The sequence below is a fragment of the Mesorhizobium sp. M0768 genome (assembly GCF_040320195.1).
Classification (GTDB): Bacteria; Pseudomonadota; Alphaproteobacteria; order Rhizobiales; family Rhizobiaceae; genus Mesorhizobium.
Genome location: NZ_JAMYPD010000003.1, coordinates 239,273 through 256,007, shown reverse-complemented (window position 1 = coordinate 256,007; position 16,735 = coordinate 239,273). Strand labels below are relative to the sequence as shown.

The following is a 16,735-nucleotide window of genomic DNA, read 5'->3' as shown; positions in this document are numbered from 1 at the left end:
GGGGGAGTAATGGCGGATACACAACAATCGGCGCTGCCAGATGGTGAGGGTCCCGAGGGTATCGGCGGATGGCTTGTCCTGCCGATGCTCGGGTTGATGCTCACGCCGATACTGGGGTTGGTACAACTGCACAATACCGACTATCTCGGCTTCGACTGGCAGGCCTTCAGTTTTTCTCAAGGTGCGCTGCTCGTTGCCGAACTGGTGACAGCAGGCGTTCTAAGCCTTACAGCCCCGGTCCTGTTATTGTTCTTCATGTTCAAGCGCTGGGAGATATTCCCGGGCTGGTACATGATTTGGGCAGTCGCGATGCCGGTATATGCCATCCTCGACCCATGGGCTGCGCATCTGGTTTTTCGCGAGAGCTTTCCAACCTTGGCTGATGCGTTCGACAGCGAAACGATGCGCGGAATTTACCGTTCCGTCTGGGCCGCAGCCATCTGGATTCCGTACATGATGCGGTCAGACCGTGTGGCCAATACCTTTGTGAATTGACGACATCCGAGAGCACGAAAGCAGTCAAGAAGGTCGAAATGACAAAACTCGTTTCCAAATGGAATTACCCGACGACCGTCCGCTTCGGCGCCGGACGCATCAAGGAGCTGCCGGAGGTGCTGGCGGCGACCGGCATCAAGCGGCCGCTGTTCGTCACCGATCCGGGACTGGCCAGGCTGCCGGTGGTGGCCTCGACGCTGAAGATCCTCGACGACGCCACGGTGCCCTATGGCGTATTTTCCGAGGTCAAGCCGAACCCGGTGGATTCCAACCTGACCGCCGGCATTGCCGTGTTCAAGAAGGGCAAGCATGACGGCGTCATTGCCTTTGGCGGCGGCTCGGCGCTCGACCTCGGCAAGCTGATCGCCTTCCAGGCCGGGCAGACACGGCCGGTCTGGGATTTCGAGGACGTCGGCGACTGGTGGACACGCGCCGATGCCGATGCGATCGCGCCGATCATCGCCGTGCCGACCACCGCCGGCACCGGCTCGGAAGTCGGCCGCGCCGGCGTCATCACTAATGAAGCGACCCATACCAAGAAGGTCATCTTCCATCCAAAGCTTTTGCCGGCGATCGTCATTGCCGATCCGGAGCTGTCGGTCGGTATGCCGGGCTTCATCACCGCCGGCACCGGCATGGATGCGCTCGCTCACTGTCTCGAAGCCTATTGCGCGCCGGGCTATCACCCGATGGCCGACGGCATCGCCGTGGAAGGCATAAGGCTGGTCTTCGAAAACCTGCCGAAAGCCTATGCCAACGGCAAAGATCTGGTCGCCCGCGCCAACATGATGAGCGCCGCTGCCATGGGAGCGGCCGCCTTCCAGAAAGGGCTTGGAGCGATTCATTCGCTGTCGCATCCGATCGGCGCGCTCTACGATAGCCACCACGGCATGACCAACGCCGTGTTCATGCCCTACGTGCTGGCCTTCAACCGCGAGGCGATCGAGCCGCGCATCGCCCGGCTTGCCGCCTATTGCGGCATCAAGGGCGGCTTCGACGGTTTTGCCAAGGCGATCATCAAGCTGCGCAAGGAGCTCAAGGTGCCGCATGCGCTGCCCGGCCTGATCAAGGGGCTCGACATGGACAAGAAGCGCAAGGGCCTGATTGCCGACATGGCGGTGGTCGATCCGACCGCCGGCGGCAACCCGGTCAAGCTGACCAAGAAGGCGGCGCTGACGCTGCTCGAACACGCCATCGCCGGCACCGTCTGAGACAATTTTCGCATCGGAAATCGACTTGGGAAAAGAGGCAAAGGAAAGGGGGAAAGATGAAAGGCAAGATCGAAACTAGTTAGCCGGAAAAAGAATCGCGGAGCGATTGCTACAGCCGGTTAAAAAGAGTTTACTTTTTCATACTGCGGGGCATCGCTTTCACAAAGCTTTCATCTGGCTGTCACACGAAAACGATACCGCATCGCAGGCGTCCAACGGCGTCAGTTCAACGGAGAGAACACATGTTCAAATTCACGGGAAAACTGCTTTCCCTTTCGGCCGTCGCCCTGATGGCGACCTCTGCCATCTCGTCGGCCCAGTCCATGGATGAACTGGTCGCCGCAGCCAAGGCTGAAGGCCAGCTCACCACCATCGCGCTGCCGCATGACTGGTGCGGCTACGGCGCGGTCATCGACGGCTTCAAGGCAAAATATCCGGGGATCACCGTCAACGAGCTCAACCCCGATGCCGGCTCCGGCGACGAGGTCGAGGCGATCAAGGCCAACAAGGACAACAAGGGCCCGCAAGCGCCCGACGTCATCGACGTCGGCCTGAGCTTCGGCCCGACCGCCAAGAAGGATGGCCTGATCCAGGCTTATAAAGTATCAACCTGGGACTCGATCCCGGACAGCGCCAAGGATGCCGAAGGCTTTTGGACCGGCGACTATTACGGCGTGCTTTCGTTTCTGGTGAACAAGGACCTGGTCAAGGAAGCGCCGGCCGACTGGGCCGACTTGCTGAAGCCGGAATTCGCCAATACCGTGGCGCTCGCCGGCGACCCGCGTGCTTCGAACCAGGCCATCCAGGCAGTCTATGCCGCCGGCCTTTCCGGCGGTGCGGCTGCCGGCGAAGCCGCCGGCACGGCTGGTCTCGACTTCTTCAAGAAGCTCAACGCCGCCGGCAATTTCGTGCCGGTCATCGGCAAGCCCGCGACGCTTGCTCAAGGCCAGACGCCAATCCTGGTGACCTGGGATTATAACGCGCTTGCCGGCCGTGATACGCTGAAGGGCAATCCGCCGGTCGACGTCGTCGTGCCGAAGACCGGTGTCGTCGCCGGCGTCTATGTTCAGGCGATCAGCGCCTATGCGCCGCACCCGAATGCTGCCAAGCTGTGGCTGGAATATCTCTATTCCGACGAAGGCCAGATCGGCTGGCTGAAGGGCTATTGTCACCCGATCCGCTTCAACGACCTCGCCAAGAATGGCAAGCTCCCGGCTGACGTGATGGCCAAGCTGCCGCCGGCCGAGTCCTATGCAGCCGCGGTGTTCCCGACGCTCGACGAGCAGGGCAAGGCCAAGGAAGCCATCACCAAGAACTGGGATGCCGTCGTCGGCGCCAACGTCAAGTAAGACTTGAGATCAGCCGGGCGGCTTAGATCGCCGCCCGGCATACCTCCAGGACGGTAGCCGCGCATGACCGATATCTCGTTGTCCGATCACGCTGTTGCCGGGAAGACCGCGCCTCCTGCCGACGCCCGCAGCATGAGACTGCCGACGCAATGGCTTGGCGTTGCGCCTTTCTTCATCTTCGCCATCATGTTCCTGATCCTGCCGACGCTCTATCTGATGCTGGGCGCATTCCGGAACGATGCCGGCGAATTCACTTTCGAAAACATAGCGGCCTTGGCGCAGCCGTCGATCGTTGCCGCCTACTGGATCTCAATCAAGGTCAGCCTCGCCTCGTCGCTGATCGGTGCTTTCGCGGGACTTGCCATTGCCATCGCCATCGTGCGCGGCGGGCTGCCGGAGTGGATACGCTCGGCGACACTGACCTTTTCCGGCGTGGCCTCCAATTTTGCCGGCGTGCCGCTGGCCTTCGCCTTTCTCGCGACGCTCGGCCGGCTCGGGCTCGCCACGGTGCTGCTCAACGTCTTGGTCGGCTTCAACATTTATGCCCATGGTTTCAACATCCTGTCGTTCTGGGGCCTGACGCTGACCTATGTCTATTTCCAGATCCCGCTGATGGTGGTGATCATCGTGCCGGCGATCGATGGGCTGAAGAAGGAATGGGGCGAAGCGGCGGCAACGCTTGGCGCGACCCAGGCGCAGTTCTGGCGCATGGTCGTCATTCCGGTGATCTGGCCAAGTTTCCTCGGCACCGTCATCCTCTTGTTCGCCAACGCCTTCGGTGCCATCGCCACCGCTTACGCACTGACCGGCTCCTCGCTTAACATCGTCCCTATCCTGCTCTACGCGCAGATCCGCGGTGACGTGCTGCACAATGCCCATCTCGGCTACGCCATCGCCTTCGGCATGATCGTCATCACTGGGCTGGCCAATGTCTTCTACATCTGGTTCCGGACGCGCTCTGAGAGGTGGCTCAAATGAAGTCCGGCAGATTCTGGGCCTGGATCGTCTTCGCGCTGGGCGCGGCCTATTTCTTCATTCCGCTGATCGCGACCGTGGAATTCTCCATGCGCATGCGGCGCGGCGCGTATTCCTTCGATGCCTATCAGGTCGTGCTCGGCGATCCCCGCTTCCAGGCGACCTTCATCTATTCGGTGGTCGCAGCCATCTTCACCATCGTCCTTGGCGTGCTGGTGGTGGTGCCGGCGGCGTACTGGATTCGTCTGCGGCTGCCGCAGATCAGGCCCGTCGTCGAGTTCATCACGCTGCTGCCGCTGGTCATTCCGGCCATCGTTATCGTCTTCGGCTACATCAGAATGTACGGGTCGAACTCACCGCTGCCGTTCCTGGCCAGCGAGATAGGAGCCAATGCCTTGCTGGTCATCGGTTATGCGACACTGGCGCTGCCCTATATGTATCGTGCCGTCGACACCGGGCTTCGCACAATCGACGTACGGACACTGACCGAGGCGGCGCAGATCCTCGGCGCCGGCTGGGGCACGATCATCACTCGGGTCATCCTGCCCAACGTGCTGATCGCGGTGCTGTCGGGCGCCTTCCTGACCTTCGCCATCGTCATCGGCGAATTCACCATGGCCAGCCTGCTCAACCGGCCTGCTTTCGGACCCTATCTGCAGAACGTCGGCGCCAATCGCGCCTATGAGCCGGCGGCGCTTGCCATCATCGCCTTTGCCATTACCTGGGGCTGCATGTCGCTGATCCAGATCCTGTCGCGCTTCGCGCCGCGATCGGCGAACCGTCCGAACTGACCCGAAGGAAAAAGCCATGGCCGAGCCATTCCTCTCAATCCAGCATGTGCAGAAATCCTTCGGCGCCGCCATTGTGGTGCAGGATTTCAACCTCGACGTCGAGCCGGGCGAATTCGTCTCCTTTCTCGGACCGTCGGGCTGCGGCAAGACGACGGTGCTGCGCATGGTCGCCGGTTTCGAAGAGCCATCCGCCGGCAAGATCGTCGTGGCCGGCAAGGACGTCACCCGGCTCAAGCCCAACCAGCGCAACATCGGCATGGTGTTCCAGGCCTATGCGCTGTTTCCGAACCTCACCGTGGCGCAGAATATCGGCTTCGGGCTGAAGGTCGCCGGTATGCCGAAGGCCGATGCCGACAGGCGCGTTGCCGAGATGCTCGACATCATCAAGCTGCCGCAGATGGGCGACCGCTATCCCTATCAGCTCTCCGGCGGTCAGCAGCAGCGCATCGCGCTGGCGCGGGCGATTGCGCCCAAGCCGAAGCTGCTGCTGCTCGACGAGCCGCTGTCGGCGCTCGACGCCAAGGTGCGCGTGTCGCTGCGCGAGGAAATCCGCTCGATCCAGAAGAAGCTCGGCATCACCACCATCTTCGTCACCCACGACCAGGAAGAGGCGCTGTCGATCTCCGACCGCATCGCCGTCATGTATGGCGGCAAGGCCGAGCAGGTCGGCACGCCGTTCGAGATCTACAACCGGCCGGCAACCAAATTCGTCGCCAATTTCGTCGGCACGCTGAACGTGCTCGAAGGCACGGTCACCGACGCCGCTTCGGGCAAGGTGCGCGTCAACTCGCAAGAGGTCTCGCTCAAGGGCAAGCTCAACGGCTCGAAATCCGGCGACACGCTGTCGCTGGCGTTGCGGCCCGAGGCGATCTCGCTCGGCCGACACCCCGGTCGCGATTCCAGCCTTTGGGGCGAAATCGCCGAGGTGCATTTCCTCGGCTCGGTCATCCGGGTTCGCGTCGGCATCGGCGGCAGCACGGTCTCGCTCGACACGTTCAACAGTCCGGCCACACCGCCGCCGGCCGTCGGCGAAAAGGCCGAGATTTCGTTCTCGTCGGGCGACATGCTGGTGCTGCATTAGGAGAAGAGTGAATAGTGAACAGTGAATAGTAAGAATGCGCTTTACGCGCCGAAATTGCTCTGCACGCAGCCATTCACCATTCACGAACAGCCAAAGCCGTCGTCGTTTTTGCAGTGCCAATCGACCGGCTTCACCGCTACGATAAGGCATGGCGCTTTTTGAACTCACCCTTGTCCTGCTTCTCATCGCGGTCGCCCTGACCGCGCTGTCGCGGCGTCTGCAGATTCCCTATCCGTCATTGCTGGCGCTGGCCGGCGCCGGCATCGCCTTCCTGCCGTTTGCCCCGACCATCGAGATCGACCCGGGGCTGGCGCTCGCTCTGTTCATCGCGCCGGTTCTGCTCGACGCGGCCTATGACACGTCGCTGCGCGATCTCAACCGCTACAAGGTTTCGCTCATCCTGCTGGCGCTTGGTGCCGTCATCTTCACCACCGTGACGGTCGCGCTGGTCGGCTGGACGATGGCAGACCTGCCCATTGCCGCCGCCATAGCGCTCGGCGCGATCGTGGCGCCGCCCGATGCGGTGGCGGCGGCGGCCGTGCTCGGACAGTTCAAGGTGCCGCACCGCATCACCGCCATCCTGGAAGGCGAGAGCCTGCTCAACGACGCCACGGCGCTGTTGATCTACAGGATGTCGGTTTCCGCAGCCGCCGGCTCCATCCTGTTGAGCAGTGCCGTTCCAATGATCCTGCTGTCGACGGTCGGCAGCCTTGCCGCAGGCTATGTGCTCGGCCGGTTGTCTCTCGCCATACTCGGCCGCATCGACGACCCGGCGAGCGGCACCGTGGTGCAATTCGCCTCAACCTTCGGCGTCTGGATCCTGGCCGACAGGATAGGGCTTTCCGCCATCATCACGATCGTCGTCTATGCCATGACGATCGCACGTACATCGCCGCGCCGCATGCCGGCAAGGAATCGTGTCAGCTCCTACTCGGTCTGGGAGACGGCGGTGTTCGTGCTCAACGTGCTGGCCTTCGTTCTGATGGGCCTGCAAGCGCGGTCCATCGTCGGGCGACTTGCCGAGCAAGGACAAAGCGAGGCGTTCGTCTTTGCCCTGGCTGTGCTGGCCGTCGTCATCGTATCACGGCTCGTCTGGGTTCTGGGCTGCGGCGCGATCCTCAGAGCGCTGGCCCGTCCGGGCGACGAGGACAGGCGGAAGGACGCACCGACATTCCGCGGCGGCGTGCTCATCGGCTGGTGCGGCATGCGTGGTCTGGTGACGCTTGCGGCAGCCTTCGCCTTGCCGGCCGACTTTCCGGGCCGTGATCCGATCGTGCTCGCCGCTTTCACGGTCGTGCTCGGCACGTTGGTGCTGCAAGGCGTCAGCCTGAAACCGTTGCTGCTTCTGCTCAATCTCGACCTCGACCGGACGGTCGACCGGGAGGTGGCGCAGGCGCGCGTCGCCATCATGCAGGCGGCGCTGGACGTGCTCAGCGGCAAGACATCGAGCGCGGCCGGGGCGGTGCGAGAGCAATATGCCGCCCAGCGCGCCATCGCCGAAAACCCGGAGGATGCCCAGGCGGCGACCGAGTATGACAGATTGCGTCTCTACGCCATCAAGAGCCAGCGCGATGCGCTGGAGCGTTTGCGCATCGACGGAACGATCGGCGACGAAGCCTACCACCGCCTTGAGGAAGAAATCGACTGGTCGGAACTGGCAGCATCCCCGCCCGGTCGGTTCCAGCCGCTGACCACTTAGCATCTGGCCCAAGCTCCCTCCGCCCGGCTGCACATTGCAAGGCTGTCAGCGAACGGCTACTGCCAGCAGGAAACTGAGCCGGATAAGCAATGAAGCTGGTCAGCTATAACATCCAGTACGGCTTCGGCAGCGATGGCCGCTACGACCTGGCGCGTTGTGCCAAGGTCGTGGCCGGCGCCGACATCGTCGCCTTGCAGGAGGTGGAACGGCACTGGTTGCGCAGCAACGAGGACGACCAGCCGGAACTTCTTTCGCAATTTCTGCCCGACTACCATTGGGTCTACGGGCCGGCCTTCGACATGGATGCCAGCCACCGGCGTGAAGGCCGCATCGTCAACCGGCGGCGGCAATTCGGCACCATGGTTCTGTCGAAGCTTCCGATCGTCTGGTCGCGGCTGCATACGCTGCCGCTCAGGCGCACGCTGCGGCCGCTCAACACCCGCAATGCCGCACTCGAATGCATGATCCGCACCCCTGCCGGTCCGGTGCGGGTGCTGTCGTTGCATCTGGCGCATATCGCGGCCGAGGAGCGGCTGGAGCAGATCGACTATTTGCTCGCCGAGCATCGCCGTGCGCCGTCCGAGGGCGGCCCATGGAGCGGCGCCGACGACGAGCCGGCGCGCAACTGGAGCAATGGCGAACAGGAGCCAGAAAACCCCGTAGCGGCGATCTGGTTGGGCGACTTCAACATGGAGCCGGATAGCGCCGAGTACCGGCGCATTGTCGGCAGCGCGCCCTATCATCGCGGTGCCGCCTATCTCGACGGTTTTGTCGATGTCGCCGCCGTCGCAATGGAACCGACAGCGGATTTCCACACCCATGTGAAGACTATCGATGGCAGGCTGGCAAAGCGCCGGCTCGACCATTGCTTCGTCGGCGGCATGTTTGCCGGGCGCGTGCGCTCGGTCAGCGCCGATATCGGCCAAATCGCTTCCGACCATTTTCCGCTCTGGGTCGATATCGACCTGGAGACGCCGATCGTCATCGGGACGGGCGGCGGATGAACCGCCGATGAGCCTGTTTGTCTTTTTTGGCGGTGCTCGCCGCCGCTTCCATGCATGCGATCTGGAACGCGCTGGTCAAGGTCCATCTCGACCGTTTCCTGTCGATCACACTGATGACGCTCGGCATGGGTGCCGCTGCGCTGGTGACGTTGCCTTTCGTCGAGGTGCCGAAGCCGGAAGTGTGGCCATACATCCTCGCCTCGGTTGTCTTCCACATGGGCTACAGGACGTTCCTGATCGGCGCCTACAAGGCCGGCGATTTCGCCCAGACTTATCCGCTGGCGCGCGGCACCGCGCCATTGCTGGCCGCTTTGGGGGGCGTTGTGGTGGTTGCCGAGATGCCGGCGCCGCTCGCCATTCTCGGCATCCTCTTGTTGTCGGCGGGCACGCTGGTGCTGTCGTTTCGCGGCGGCGCGCATCTGGAGAAATTGAACCTGCGCGCCGTCGGTTTCGCGTTGGGCACATCGATCTTCATCGCCAGCTACACGCTGTCGGACGGCAGCGGCGCGCGGCTGGCCGCCACCGCGTCGAGTTATGCCGCCTGGCTGTTCGTCTGCGATGCGCTGTGGGCGCTGGTGCTATGCGTCGTCTCTCGCGGCCCACAGGCGCTGCCGGTGCTGGCGCGCGACTGGAAGGCCGGAATCTATACCGGCGTGCTCAGCGGCGGCGCCTACTGGATCGTGATGTGGGCGATGACCAAGGCGCCGATCGCCTCGGTGGCGTCGCTGCGCGAAACATCGATCCTGTTCGCCATGATGATCTCGGTCTTCGCGCTCGGCGAGAAGATGACGGCATGGCGAGGTGCCGCGGTGCTTAGCATCGTTGCCGGCGTCGTTGCGCTGAGAATGGGATAGTCACGCGATCTCCAGATCAAACACCATCAGCCCGTCGGTGCCGCCTTCGAGCGCCGCGACCAGTTTTGCGCCGGCTCGCTGATGCGCTTCATGCTCCAGATAGGCATCGCGTGCCGCAGCGTCGCGAAAGTCGATGGTGAAGCCGTGCGTGAAGCCGCGGGCGAAGGGTTCCGGGCTGGTATTAGCGCTGAATTCGACCTTGCCCATGCCGTCGATCACGGCCCGCAACGCTTCGAGATCGGCATGGATTGCCGCGCGCTCGGCGTCGGCGGCATCGTTGCGAAATCTGACGAAGACACAGTGCCTGATCATTCTTTGTCCCTCATGCCGCTCGGTTGGTGGAAAACACCGCCGGCGGCAGCGGCTCGCGGCCAAGGATCAGATCGGCGCCTTTTTCGCCAACCATGATCGTCGGGGCATTGGTGTTGGAGGAGGGGATGCGCGGCATCACCGAGGCGTCACAGACGCGCAGGCCCTCGATACCGCGCAGCCTGAGATCTGGCGTTACCACGCTCATCGCATCGTGGCCCATGCGGCAGGTGCCGACCGGGTGGTGGTCGGTCTTGGAACTGCGGCAAGCGTAGTCGAACAGCTCGTCGCCGCTCTGCAGGTCGGGTCCCGGCAGTACCTCGCGCAGCACAAAGGGGGCCAGCGCCTTCTGCCGCATGATCTCGCGCGCCAGCCTCAACCCTTTGATCGACATGTCGCGGTCATAGGAATCGGACCAATAATTCGGATCGATCAGCGGGCGGTCGGCCGGATCGGCACTGTTCAGCCGCACGGTGCCGCGCGAGCGCGGGCGCAGGAACGCCGAGTTCAGTGTCACGCCCGGATTGTTCAGCTTCTCGACGCCGGCCTCGATGCCGGAGCCGAGGCCGAGATGCAGCTGGATATCGGGAGAGGCGGCGGTCGGATCGGCGTACCAGAAGCCGCCGGTCTCGAACAGGCTGGAGGCTACCGGGCCTTTCTTCAGGAGCAGATACTGCAGCCCGGCCCACGCCGTCCAGTGCAGCTTGGCGTAGTTGTCGTAGGTGTGATCGCCGGTGCATTCGGCGATGACGAACAGGTCGAGATGATCCTGCAGGTTGGAGCCGACGCCGGGCAGATCGTGCACCGGTGTCACGCCGACCGCCTTCAGATGGTCGGCCGGGCCGATGCCCGACTGCAGCAAAAGCTTCGGCGAGCCGATGGCGCCGGACGAGACGATCACCTCGCGCTCGGCGCGCAGGATCGTTGGCTGGCCGCCCGGCCTGTCGACGATCTCGACGCCGACGGCGCGGCCCTTGTCGACGACGATGCGCGTCACCAGAACGCCGGTCCTGACGGTGAGATTCTTTCGCTCGCGGATCGGCCGGAGATAGGCGACAGAGGCGGAGGAGCGCTTCGCGTCCTTCTGCGTCAGCTGATAATAACCGACGCCCTCCTGGGCTACCCCGTTGAAGTCGGGATTGAAGGGGATGCCCATCTCCTGTCCGGCACGGAAATAGGCCTCGCAGATCGGCAGCGGCGCGATCGGGTTCGATACGCCGAGCGGGCCTTGGTCGCCGTGGAAATCGTTGGCATAACGCTGGTTGTTCTCCGCGCGCTTGAAATAGGGCAGCACGTCGCGATAGCCCCAGCCGGCAAGGCCTTCTTCCTTCTCCCAGGCGTCGTAGTCGCGGGCGTTGCCGCGCGTGTAGATCTGGGCGTTGATCGAAGAGCCGCCACCGATCACCTTGGCCTGCGTGTATCGGAAGACACGGTCCTGCATGTGCTTTTGCGGCACCGTCGACCAGCCCCAGGCGGCGATGCCCTTGGTCATCTTGGCGAAACCAGCCGGCATGTGGATCAACGGATGCCAGTCCTTGCCGCCGGCTTCGAGCAGCAGCACCTGATGCGACGGATCTTCGCTCAGCCGGTTGGCGAGTACGCACCCGGCCGGGCCGCCGCCGACGATTATGTAGTCGGTCATGGCATCACCTGTTCATAGCCTCGGCACCGACAGCGCGCCGTCGATATTGATGACCGAGCCGGTCGAAAAGCCGAACTTGCCGCCGGCGAGCGCCGCCACGGCGGCACCGATATCTTCGCTCTCGCCCCAGCGCATCGCCGGCACCAGCCCGCCGTCGATCAGCCCGTCATATTTGGCGGTCACACCGGCGGTCATGTCGGTGCGGATGATGCCCGGGCGCACCTCGAACACGGCGATATTTTCGGCGGCGAGCCGCAGTGCCAGGTTCTTCACCCACATCGAAAGCCCAGCCTTGGAGATGCAGTAATCGGAACGTTCCGGCGAGGCCATGGCGGCGCTGACCGAAGTGATGGTGATGATCGATCTCGCACCATCGCTTGGCAGGCCGAGCATCGCTTTGGCGACGGCCTGGCTGAGGAATACGGTGCCGCGCAGATTGATGCCGAGCACCCGGTCGAAATTTTCCGGCTTGAGCTCGAGCAGATCGCCGCGCAGGACAGTGCCGATGCCGGCATTGTTGACCAGGCAGTCGATGCGGCCGAAGGCGCTTGTCGCGGCATCAATCAGCGCTGCGTGGCCGTCGAGGTCGGCGATGTCGCAGCTGACATAGGCGAATTTCGCGCCGCGCCCGGTGATGTCGGCGGCGAGCCCGTCTGCGGCTTCGTCAGCAAGGTCGGCGACGAGGATGTCGAAGCCTGCGCCGGCCAGCGCCTCGGCACAGGCAAGGCCGATGCCGCGCGCGCCGCCGGTGACGATCGCTGCCGGGCGGCTCATGTTGCAAGCTCCGTCTTGCGGATATGGTCGGCGACGCGCAGCGCCTGTGCGGCGATCGACAGCGCCGGATTGACGGCGGCCGAATTCGGCAGGAAGCCGGCATCGACGACGAATAAATTGCTGTGGTCGAAGGAGCGGCAGAACGGATCGAGCGGCGAGGTCGCTGGATCGTTGCCCATCTTCACAGTGCCGCATTGGTGCGAGGGCGTGCGCTTGTCAAACGGACGCGACAGGACGATCGGATAGCCGCAGGCGCGGAAATTCTCGCGCATCACCTTGGTCAGTCCGTCGAGCGACTGCATGTTGGAGCGCCGCCACTGCATGACGATGTCCTTGCCGTCGACCACGATGCGGCTCTCGGGATCGGGCAGGTCCTCGCACATCAGATACCAGTCGACGGCGTGGCCGGCCATGAAATCCAGCGCGAATTTGGGCGCGCGCCGGACATTGGCCTTGAGGATGTTGCCGTCGATCTTGCCGAGAAGCTGGACGTTGCCGAGCGGTTTGCCGCCCTTGCCGTCGGACAGATAATAGTCGTTCAGCATCAGCGTCTTCTGGTAGACGGATTTGTTCCTGCGGCGCGGATCGATCGCCAGCATGGCGCTCGAATTGTGGTTCATGAAGTTGCGGCCGACCTGGTCGGAACGGTTGGCCAGGCCTTTGCCACCTCCCTTGCCCTTGGAAGAAGGGGAAGGCGAACGCAGCAGGATGGCGGCTGAATTGACCGCGCCGGCCGACAGGATCACCAGCTTCGGCGCGACTTTCTTCAGCGCACCGTTCTGTCGATAATGGACGGCGATGATCGCCCTCGCATCCGGCGATGCCTCGAGATATTCGACATGGGCGCCGGTCTCAAGCCGGATATTCTGATCGGCAAGGGCTGCTGCCAACGGCCCGGATTGCGCGTCGATCTTGCCGGTCCCGGTGTTGGGAAACGCGTCCCACGGCGTGCTGCCATCTTTCAGCCAGGCTTCGATGTCGACGCCGAGCGGCAGCGATGCCGGATGCAGGCCTAAGCTCTTCAACTCGGCGCGCGCACGCGCGATCGGCGGCTCGTCTGGTACCGGCCCGAAAGGGTAGGGCGTAGAGTGGAACGGCTCGGTCGGGTCTTCGCCGAGTGCACCGCGCACGCGAAAAAGCTGCTCGGCCCTGGAATACCAGGGTTCGAATTCCTCATAGGAAAACGGCCAGGCCGGCGAGATGCCGCCATAGTGCTCCATCTCCGAAAAGTCTTCCCTGCGGTAGCGGATCAGCACAGCGCCGTAGAATTTCGAATTGCCGCCGACATAGTAGTAATTGCCCGGGTTGAAAGGCGCTCCGCCGGCCTCGAGCCACATCTCCTTCGGCCGATAATGACCATCGACGAAGATCGCGCGGGTGTCGCGTGTGTGCGGCGTTGCCGGCAGGGCTTCGCCGCGCTCCAGCATCAGGATCGAGGCGCCACTGCCGGCAAGGCCGGAGGCGATCGTGGCGCCGCCTATGCCGGAGCCGATGATGACGATGTCGGGATTTGTCATGGCCGTTAGACGATGCGTTTCTCGGTCGCCGGATCGAAGAACACCGCCTTGGTCAGGTTGAAGGCGAGCGGCGTGACCGTGCCGGGCTGGATTTTGGCATCGGCGCGCAGCCGCGCCACCACCGCCTTGCCGCCGAGATTGGTGACCGCGAACGTATCCGAGCCGGCCGGCTCGATGACCTCGATGTGACAGTCGGCGCGGGCGATGTTCGAGGCGTTGCGTTCGGCACCCTCGGGATCGGTCAGTGCTTCCGGGCGGACGCCGAAGATGATCGGTTTTCCCTGGAATGCCGACAGGCCGGCCGGCGCATTGCCCAGCGGCAGCGAGATCGGCTGGCGCGCCTCGCGCTCCATGACGACGGAGAAGCCGCTGCCGTTGCTGCCGATCGTCGCCGGGATCAGGTTCATCGCCGGCGAGCCCATGAAGTCGGCAACAAACAGGTTGACCGGATTGTTATAGATTTCGGCTGGCGTGCCGAACTGCTGCACCTCGCCGTCGCGCATCACCGCGATCTTGGTGGCCAGCGTCATCGCCTCGATCTGGTCGTGGGTGACGTAGACGATGGTGGTGCCGGTGGTGGCATGCAGGCGCTTGATCTCGATGCGCATGTCGACACGCAGCTTGGCATCGAGATTGGACAAAGGCTCGTCGAACAGGAACAGCTTTGGATCACGCACCAGCGCCCGGCCCATGGCAACGCGCTGGCGCTGGCCGCCGGAGAGCTGGCTTGGCTTGCGCTTCAGCAGATGGCCGATCTGCAGGACCTTCGCCACCTTGTCGATTGCCTTCTGGCGCTCGCCGGCCGGCACGCCGCGCATCTCCATGCCGAAGGCGATATTGCCGGCAACCGTCATGTTCGGATAGAGCGCGTAGCTCTGGAAGACCATGGCGATGTCGCGCTTGGAGGGGTGGAGATCGTTGATCGTGCGTCCGTCGACGCGGATTTCCCCTTCGGTGATGGTTTCCAGGCCGGCAATAGTGTTGAGCAGCGTGGACTTGCCGCAACCGGAAGGCCCGACCAGCACGAGGAAGCCGCCCTTTTCCAGGTCGAGGTCGATGCCTTTCAGGATCTCGACCGCTCCGAAACGCTTCTTCAGCCCGTCAATTTCCAGAAAAGCCATGCGATTATCCTTTGACGGCGCCGGCCATCAGGCCGCGCACGAAATAGCGGCCGGCGAGCACGTAGACGAGGAGCGTCGGCAGCGCGGCGATCATCGCCGCCGCCATGTTGACGTTGTATTCGACGACGCCGGTCGAGGTGTTGACGACATTGTTCAGCGCCACCGTCATCGGCATCACGTCGCCTGAGCCGGCATAGGCGGAAGCGAAGAGGAAGTCGTTCCAGATGTTGGTGAACTGGTAGATCACCGTCACCACGATGATCGGCAGCGAGTTGGGCAGCATGATGCGCCGGAAGATCTGGAAGAAGCTGGCGCCGTCGATCTGCGCCGCCTTCACCAGCTCGTTCGGAAACGCTTCGTAATAATTGCGGAAGAACAGGGTGGTGAATCCGATGCCGTAGACGACGTGAACGAACACCAGATTCACGGTCGGATTGCCGAAGCCGAAGGTGAGGCCGGTCGCGTTCTGCAGCTTGACGCCGAACCGGCCGAGGCTGCCGAGGATCGTTGCCATCGGCAAGAGGACGGACTGGAACGGAATGAAGCAGGCAAACAGCATCAGCCCGAACACCAGCGTCGCCCCGCGAAAGCGCCACTTCGTCAGCACATAGCCGTTGAGCGCGCCGAGCAGGGTCGAGATGATGACGGCCGGAACCACCATCTTGATCGAGTTCCAGAAATAACCCTTCATGCCGACGCAGGTGAGACCCGAGCAAACCTCGCTCCACGCCCTTATCCAAGGTGCGAAGGTCGGCTCCTGCGGCAGCGCCAGCATGTTGCCGTTCTGGATTTCGTCCATGGTCTTGAACGAGGTCACAAGCATGACGAACAGCGGCATCAGATAGAACAGCGCGAACAGCGCCAGCAGCCCGTAGATGACAATACGGTTGACCGTCCTGGCGCTGATACCGCCAGTGCTCTGGCGAGCAGGAGTGGCCACGGCGCTCATCGCGGCTTCTCCCGAAGCTCGGAATAGAGATAGGGAACGATGATCGCGGTGATGGTCATCAGCATGATCACGGCGCTGGCCGAGCCGACGGCCATCTCGTTGCGCTTGAAGGTGTACTCATACATGAAGTTGGACGGCAGCCAGGCCGAACCGCCCGGCCCGCCGCTGGTCAGCGCGACCACCAGATCGTAGGATTTGATGGCGAGATGCGCGAGGACGATCAAGGCGGACAGGAAGATCGGCCGCAGCAGCGGGATGACGATGCGACGGTAGAGCTGGAAGGTGGTGGCGCCGTCGATCTGCGCCGCCTTCAGGATCTCGCCGTCGATGCCGCGCAGGCCGGCCAGGAACATCGCCATGATGAAGCCCGACGCCTGCCAGACGCCGGCGATGACCACCGTGTAGATGACGAAATCCTTGTTCTTGATCCAGTCGAAATGGAAGCTCGTCCAGCCCCATTGGTGCAGTGTCTGCTCGAGGCCGAGGCCGGGGTCCAGAAACCATTTCCAGGCAACGCCGGTGACGATGAACGACAGTGCCATCGGGTAGAGGTAGATCGGCCGCAGCACACCTTCGCCGCGGATCTTCTGGTCGAGCAGGATCGCCAGGAACAGGCCGAGCGCCAGGCAGATGGAAATGTAGAGGAAGCCGAAAATCCCCATATTGGTGATCGACGTGTACCAGGAGGACGGCGGATCGCTTTCGAAAGTCCAGCGCCATAGCCGCTGATAGGCGCGTGGCCCGGTGATCGCATAGGAGGGAAAGGTCTTGGAATTGGTGAAGGACAGATAGATCGTCCACAGGATGAAGCCGTAGACGAAGACGATTGTGGCGGCGAAGCTCGGCGCCAGCACGAGCTTCGGCAGCGCATTCTGAAGGCGCGAGCGCACCGTGGCGGCCGGACGGGCATCGTGCTCCGGCGTCAGCGTGATACTGGTTTCAGCAACTGTGCTCATCTGTCCAT

The 16,735-nt window shown here is 63.1% G+C and carries 16 protein-coding genes; 9 read left to right on the top strand and 7 right to left on the bottom strand.

Going from position 1 to position 16,735, the window contains the following annotated elements; genetic code table 11:
• The first annotated feature begins 9 nt into the window (after nucleotides 1-9).
• The 9 genes from NKI08_RS05635 (at nucleotide 10) to NKI08_RS05595 (ending at nucleotide 9,459) form a co-directional block, all read left to right on the top strand.
• On the top strand, nucleotides 10-495 hold the full coding sequence (locus NKI08_RS05635) for a DUF2569 domain-containing protein (protein ID WP_352767095.1): 486 nt from the start codon (nucleotides 10-12) through the stop codon (nucleotides 493-495).
• Between the two features lie 38 nt (nucleotides 496-533).
• Complete coding sequence (locus NKI08_RS05630) at nucleotides 534-1,706, top strand: iron-containing alcohol dehydrogenase (protein ID WP_352767703.1); 1,173 nt, start codon at nucleotides 534-536, stop codon at nucleotides 1,704-1,706.
• A 242-nt stretch (nucleotides 1,707-1,948) separates the two neighbouring features.
• Nucleotides 1,949-3,055, top strand: a complete 1,107-nt coding sequence (locus NKI08_RS05625; RefSeq protein ID WP_352469502.1) for an ABC transporter substrate-binding protein — start codon at nucleotides 1,949-1,951, stop codon at nucleotides 3,053-3,055.
• A gap of 63 nt (nucleotides 3,056-3,118) precedes the next feature.
• A complete protein-coding gene (locus NKI08_RS05620; protein WP_023675356.1) occupies nucleotides 3,119-4,033 on the top strand; it encodes an ABC transporter permease in 915 nt (304 codons plus the stop codon).
• Nucleotides 4,030-4,821 (top strand): ABC transporter permease, encoded by a 792-nt coding sequence (locus tag NKI08_RS05615; RefSeq protein ID WP_352767701.1) that lies wholly within the window; start codon nucleotides 4,030-4,032, stop codon nucleotides 4,819-4,821. Before NKI08_RS05620 ends, NKI08_RS05615 begins: the two co-directional genes overlap by 4 nt.
• Before the next feature lie 16 nt (nucleotides 4,822-4,837).
• Entirely contained in the window at nucleotides 4,838-5,902 is a 1,065-nt protein-coding gene (locus NKI08_RS05610) for an ABC transporter ATP-binding protein (protein WP_352469503.1), read from the top strand.
• Nucleotides 5,903-6,050: 148 nt separating this feature from the next.
• Nucleotides 6,051-7,601: a cation:proton antiporter gene (locus NKI08_RS05605; protein ID WP_352767699.1), complete on the top strand. Its 1,551-nt coding sequence runs from the start codon at nucleotides 6,051-6,053 to the stop codon at nucleotides 7,599-7,601.
• 89 nt (nucleotides 7,602-7,690) lie between these two features.
• Entirely contained in the window at nucleotides 7,691-8,605 is a 915-nt protein-coding gene (locus NKI08_RS05600; RefSeq protein WP_352767697.1) for an endonuclease/exonuclease/phosphatase family protein, read from the top strand.
• Nucleotides 8,606-8,622: 17 nt separating this feature from the next.
• Nucleotides 8,623-9,459, top strand: coding sequence for an EamA family transporter (locus NKI08_RS05595; RefSeq protein ID WP_352767695.1), 837 nt, complete (start codon nucleotides 8,623-8,625; stop codon nucleotides 9,457-9,459).
• Here NKI08_RS05595 and NKI08_RS05590 read toward each other — a convergent pair whose 3' ends face one another.
• From NKI08_RS05590 to NKI08_RS05560, 7 genes are read right to left on the bottom strand one after another with little or no spacing between them, the layout of a single operon-like run.
• Nucleotides 9,460-9,771 carry a Dabb family protein gene (locus NKI08_RS05590; protein WP_352682488.1) on the bottom strand — a complete coding sequence of 104 codons (312 nt, stop codon included), beginning with the start codon at nucleotides 9,769-9,771 and terminating at the stop codon, nucleotides 9,460-9,462. It lies immediately after the preceding gene.
• A 10-nt stretch (nucleotides 9,772-9,781) separates the two neighbouring features.
• Nucleotides 9,782-11,410 carry a GMC family oxidoreductase gene (locus NKI08_RS05585; protein ID WP_352767693.1) on the bottom strand — a complete coding sequence of 543 codons (1,629 nt, stop codon included), beginning with the start codon at nucleotides 11,408-11,410 and terminating at the stop codon, nucleotides 9,782-9,784.
• Between the two features lie 12 nt (nucleotides 11,411-11,422).
• Nucleotides 11,423-12,184 (bottom strand): 3-ketoacyl-ACP reductase, encoded by a 762-nt coding sequence (locus NKI08_RS05580; protein WP_352767691.1) that lies wholly within the window; start codon nucleotides 12,182-12,184, stop codon nucleotides 11,423-11,425.
• Nucleotides 12,181-13,701, bottom strand: a complete 1,521-nt coding sequence (locus NKI08_RS05575; protein WP_352767689.1) for a GMC oxidoreductase — start codon at nucleotides 13,699-13,701, stop codon at nucleotides 12,181-12,183. Before NKI08_RS05575 ends, NKI08_RS05580 begins: the two co-directional genes overlap by 4 nt.
• A gap of 5 nt (nucleotides 13,702-13,706) precedes the next feature.
• Nucleotides 13,707-14,822 (bottom strand): ABC transporter ATP-binding protein, encoded by a 1,116-nt coding sequence (locus NKI08_RS05570; protein ID WP_023675366.1) that lies wholly within the window; start codon nucleotides 14,820-14,822, stop codon nucleotides 13,707-13,709.
• 4 nt (nucleotides 14,823-14,826) lie between these two features.
• Nucleotides 14,827-15,771, bottom strand: a complete 945-nt coding sequence (locus tag NKI08_RS05565; protein WP_023675367.1) for a carbohydrate ABC transporter permease — start codon at nucleotides 15,769-15,771, stop codon at nucleotides 14,827-14,829.
• On the bottom strand, nucleotides 15,768-16,727 hold the full coding sequence (locus NKI08_RS05560; RefSeq protein ID WP_352767687.1) for a carbohydrate ABC transporter permease: 960 nt from the start codon (nucleotides 16,725-16,727) through the stop codon (nucleotides 15,768-15,770). The genes NKI08_RS05565 and NKI08_RS05560 overlap by 4 nt, the downstream gene beginning before the upstream one ends.
• Nucleotides 16,728-16,735: the final 8 nt, after the last annotated feature.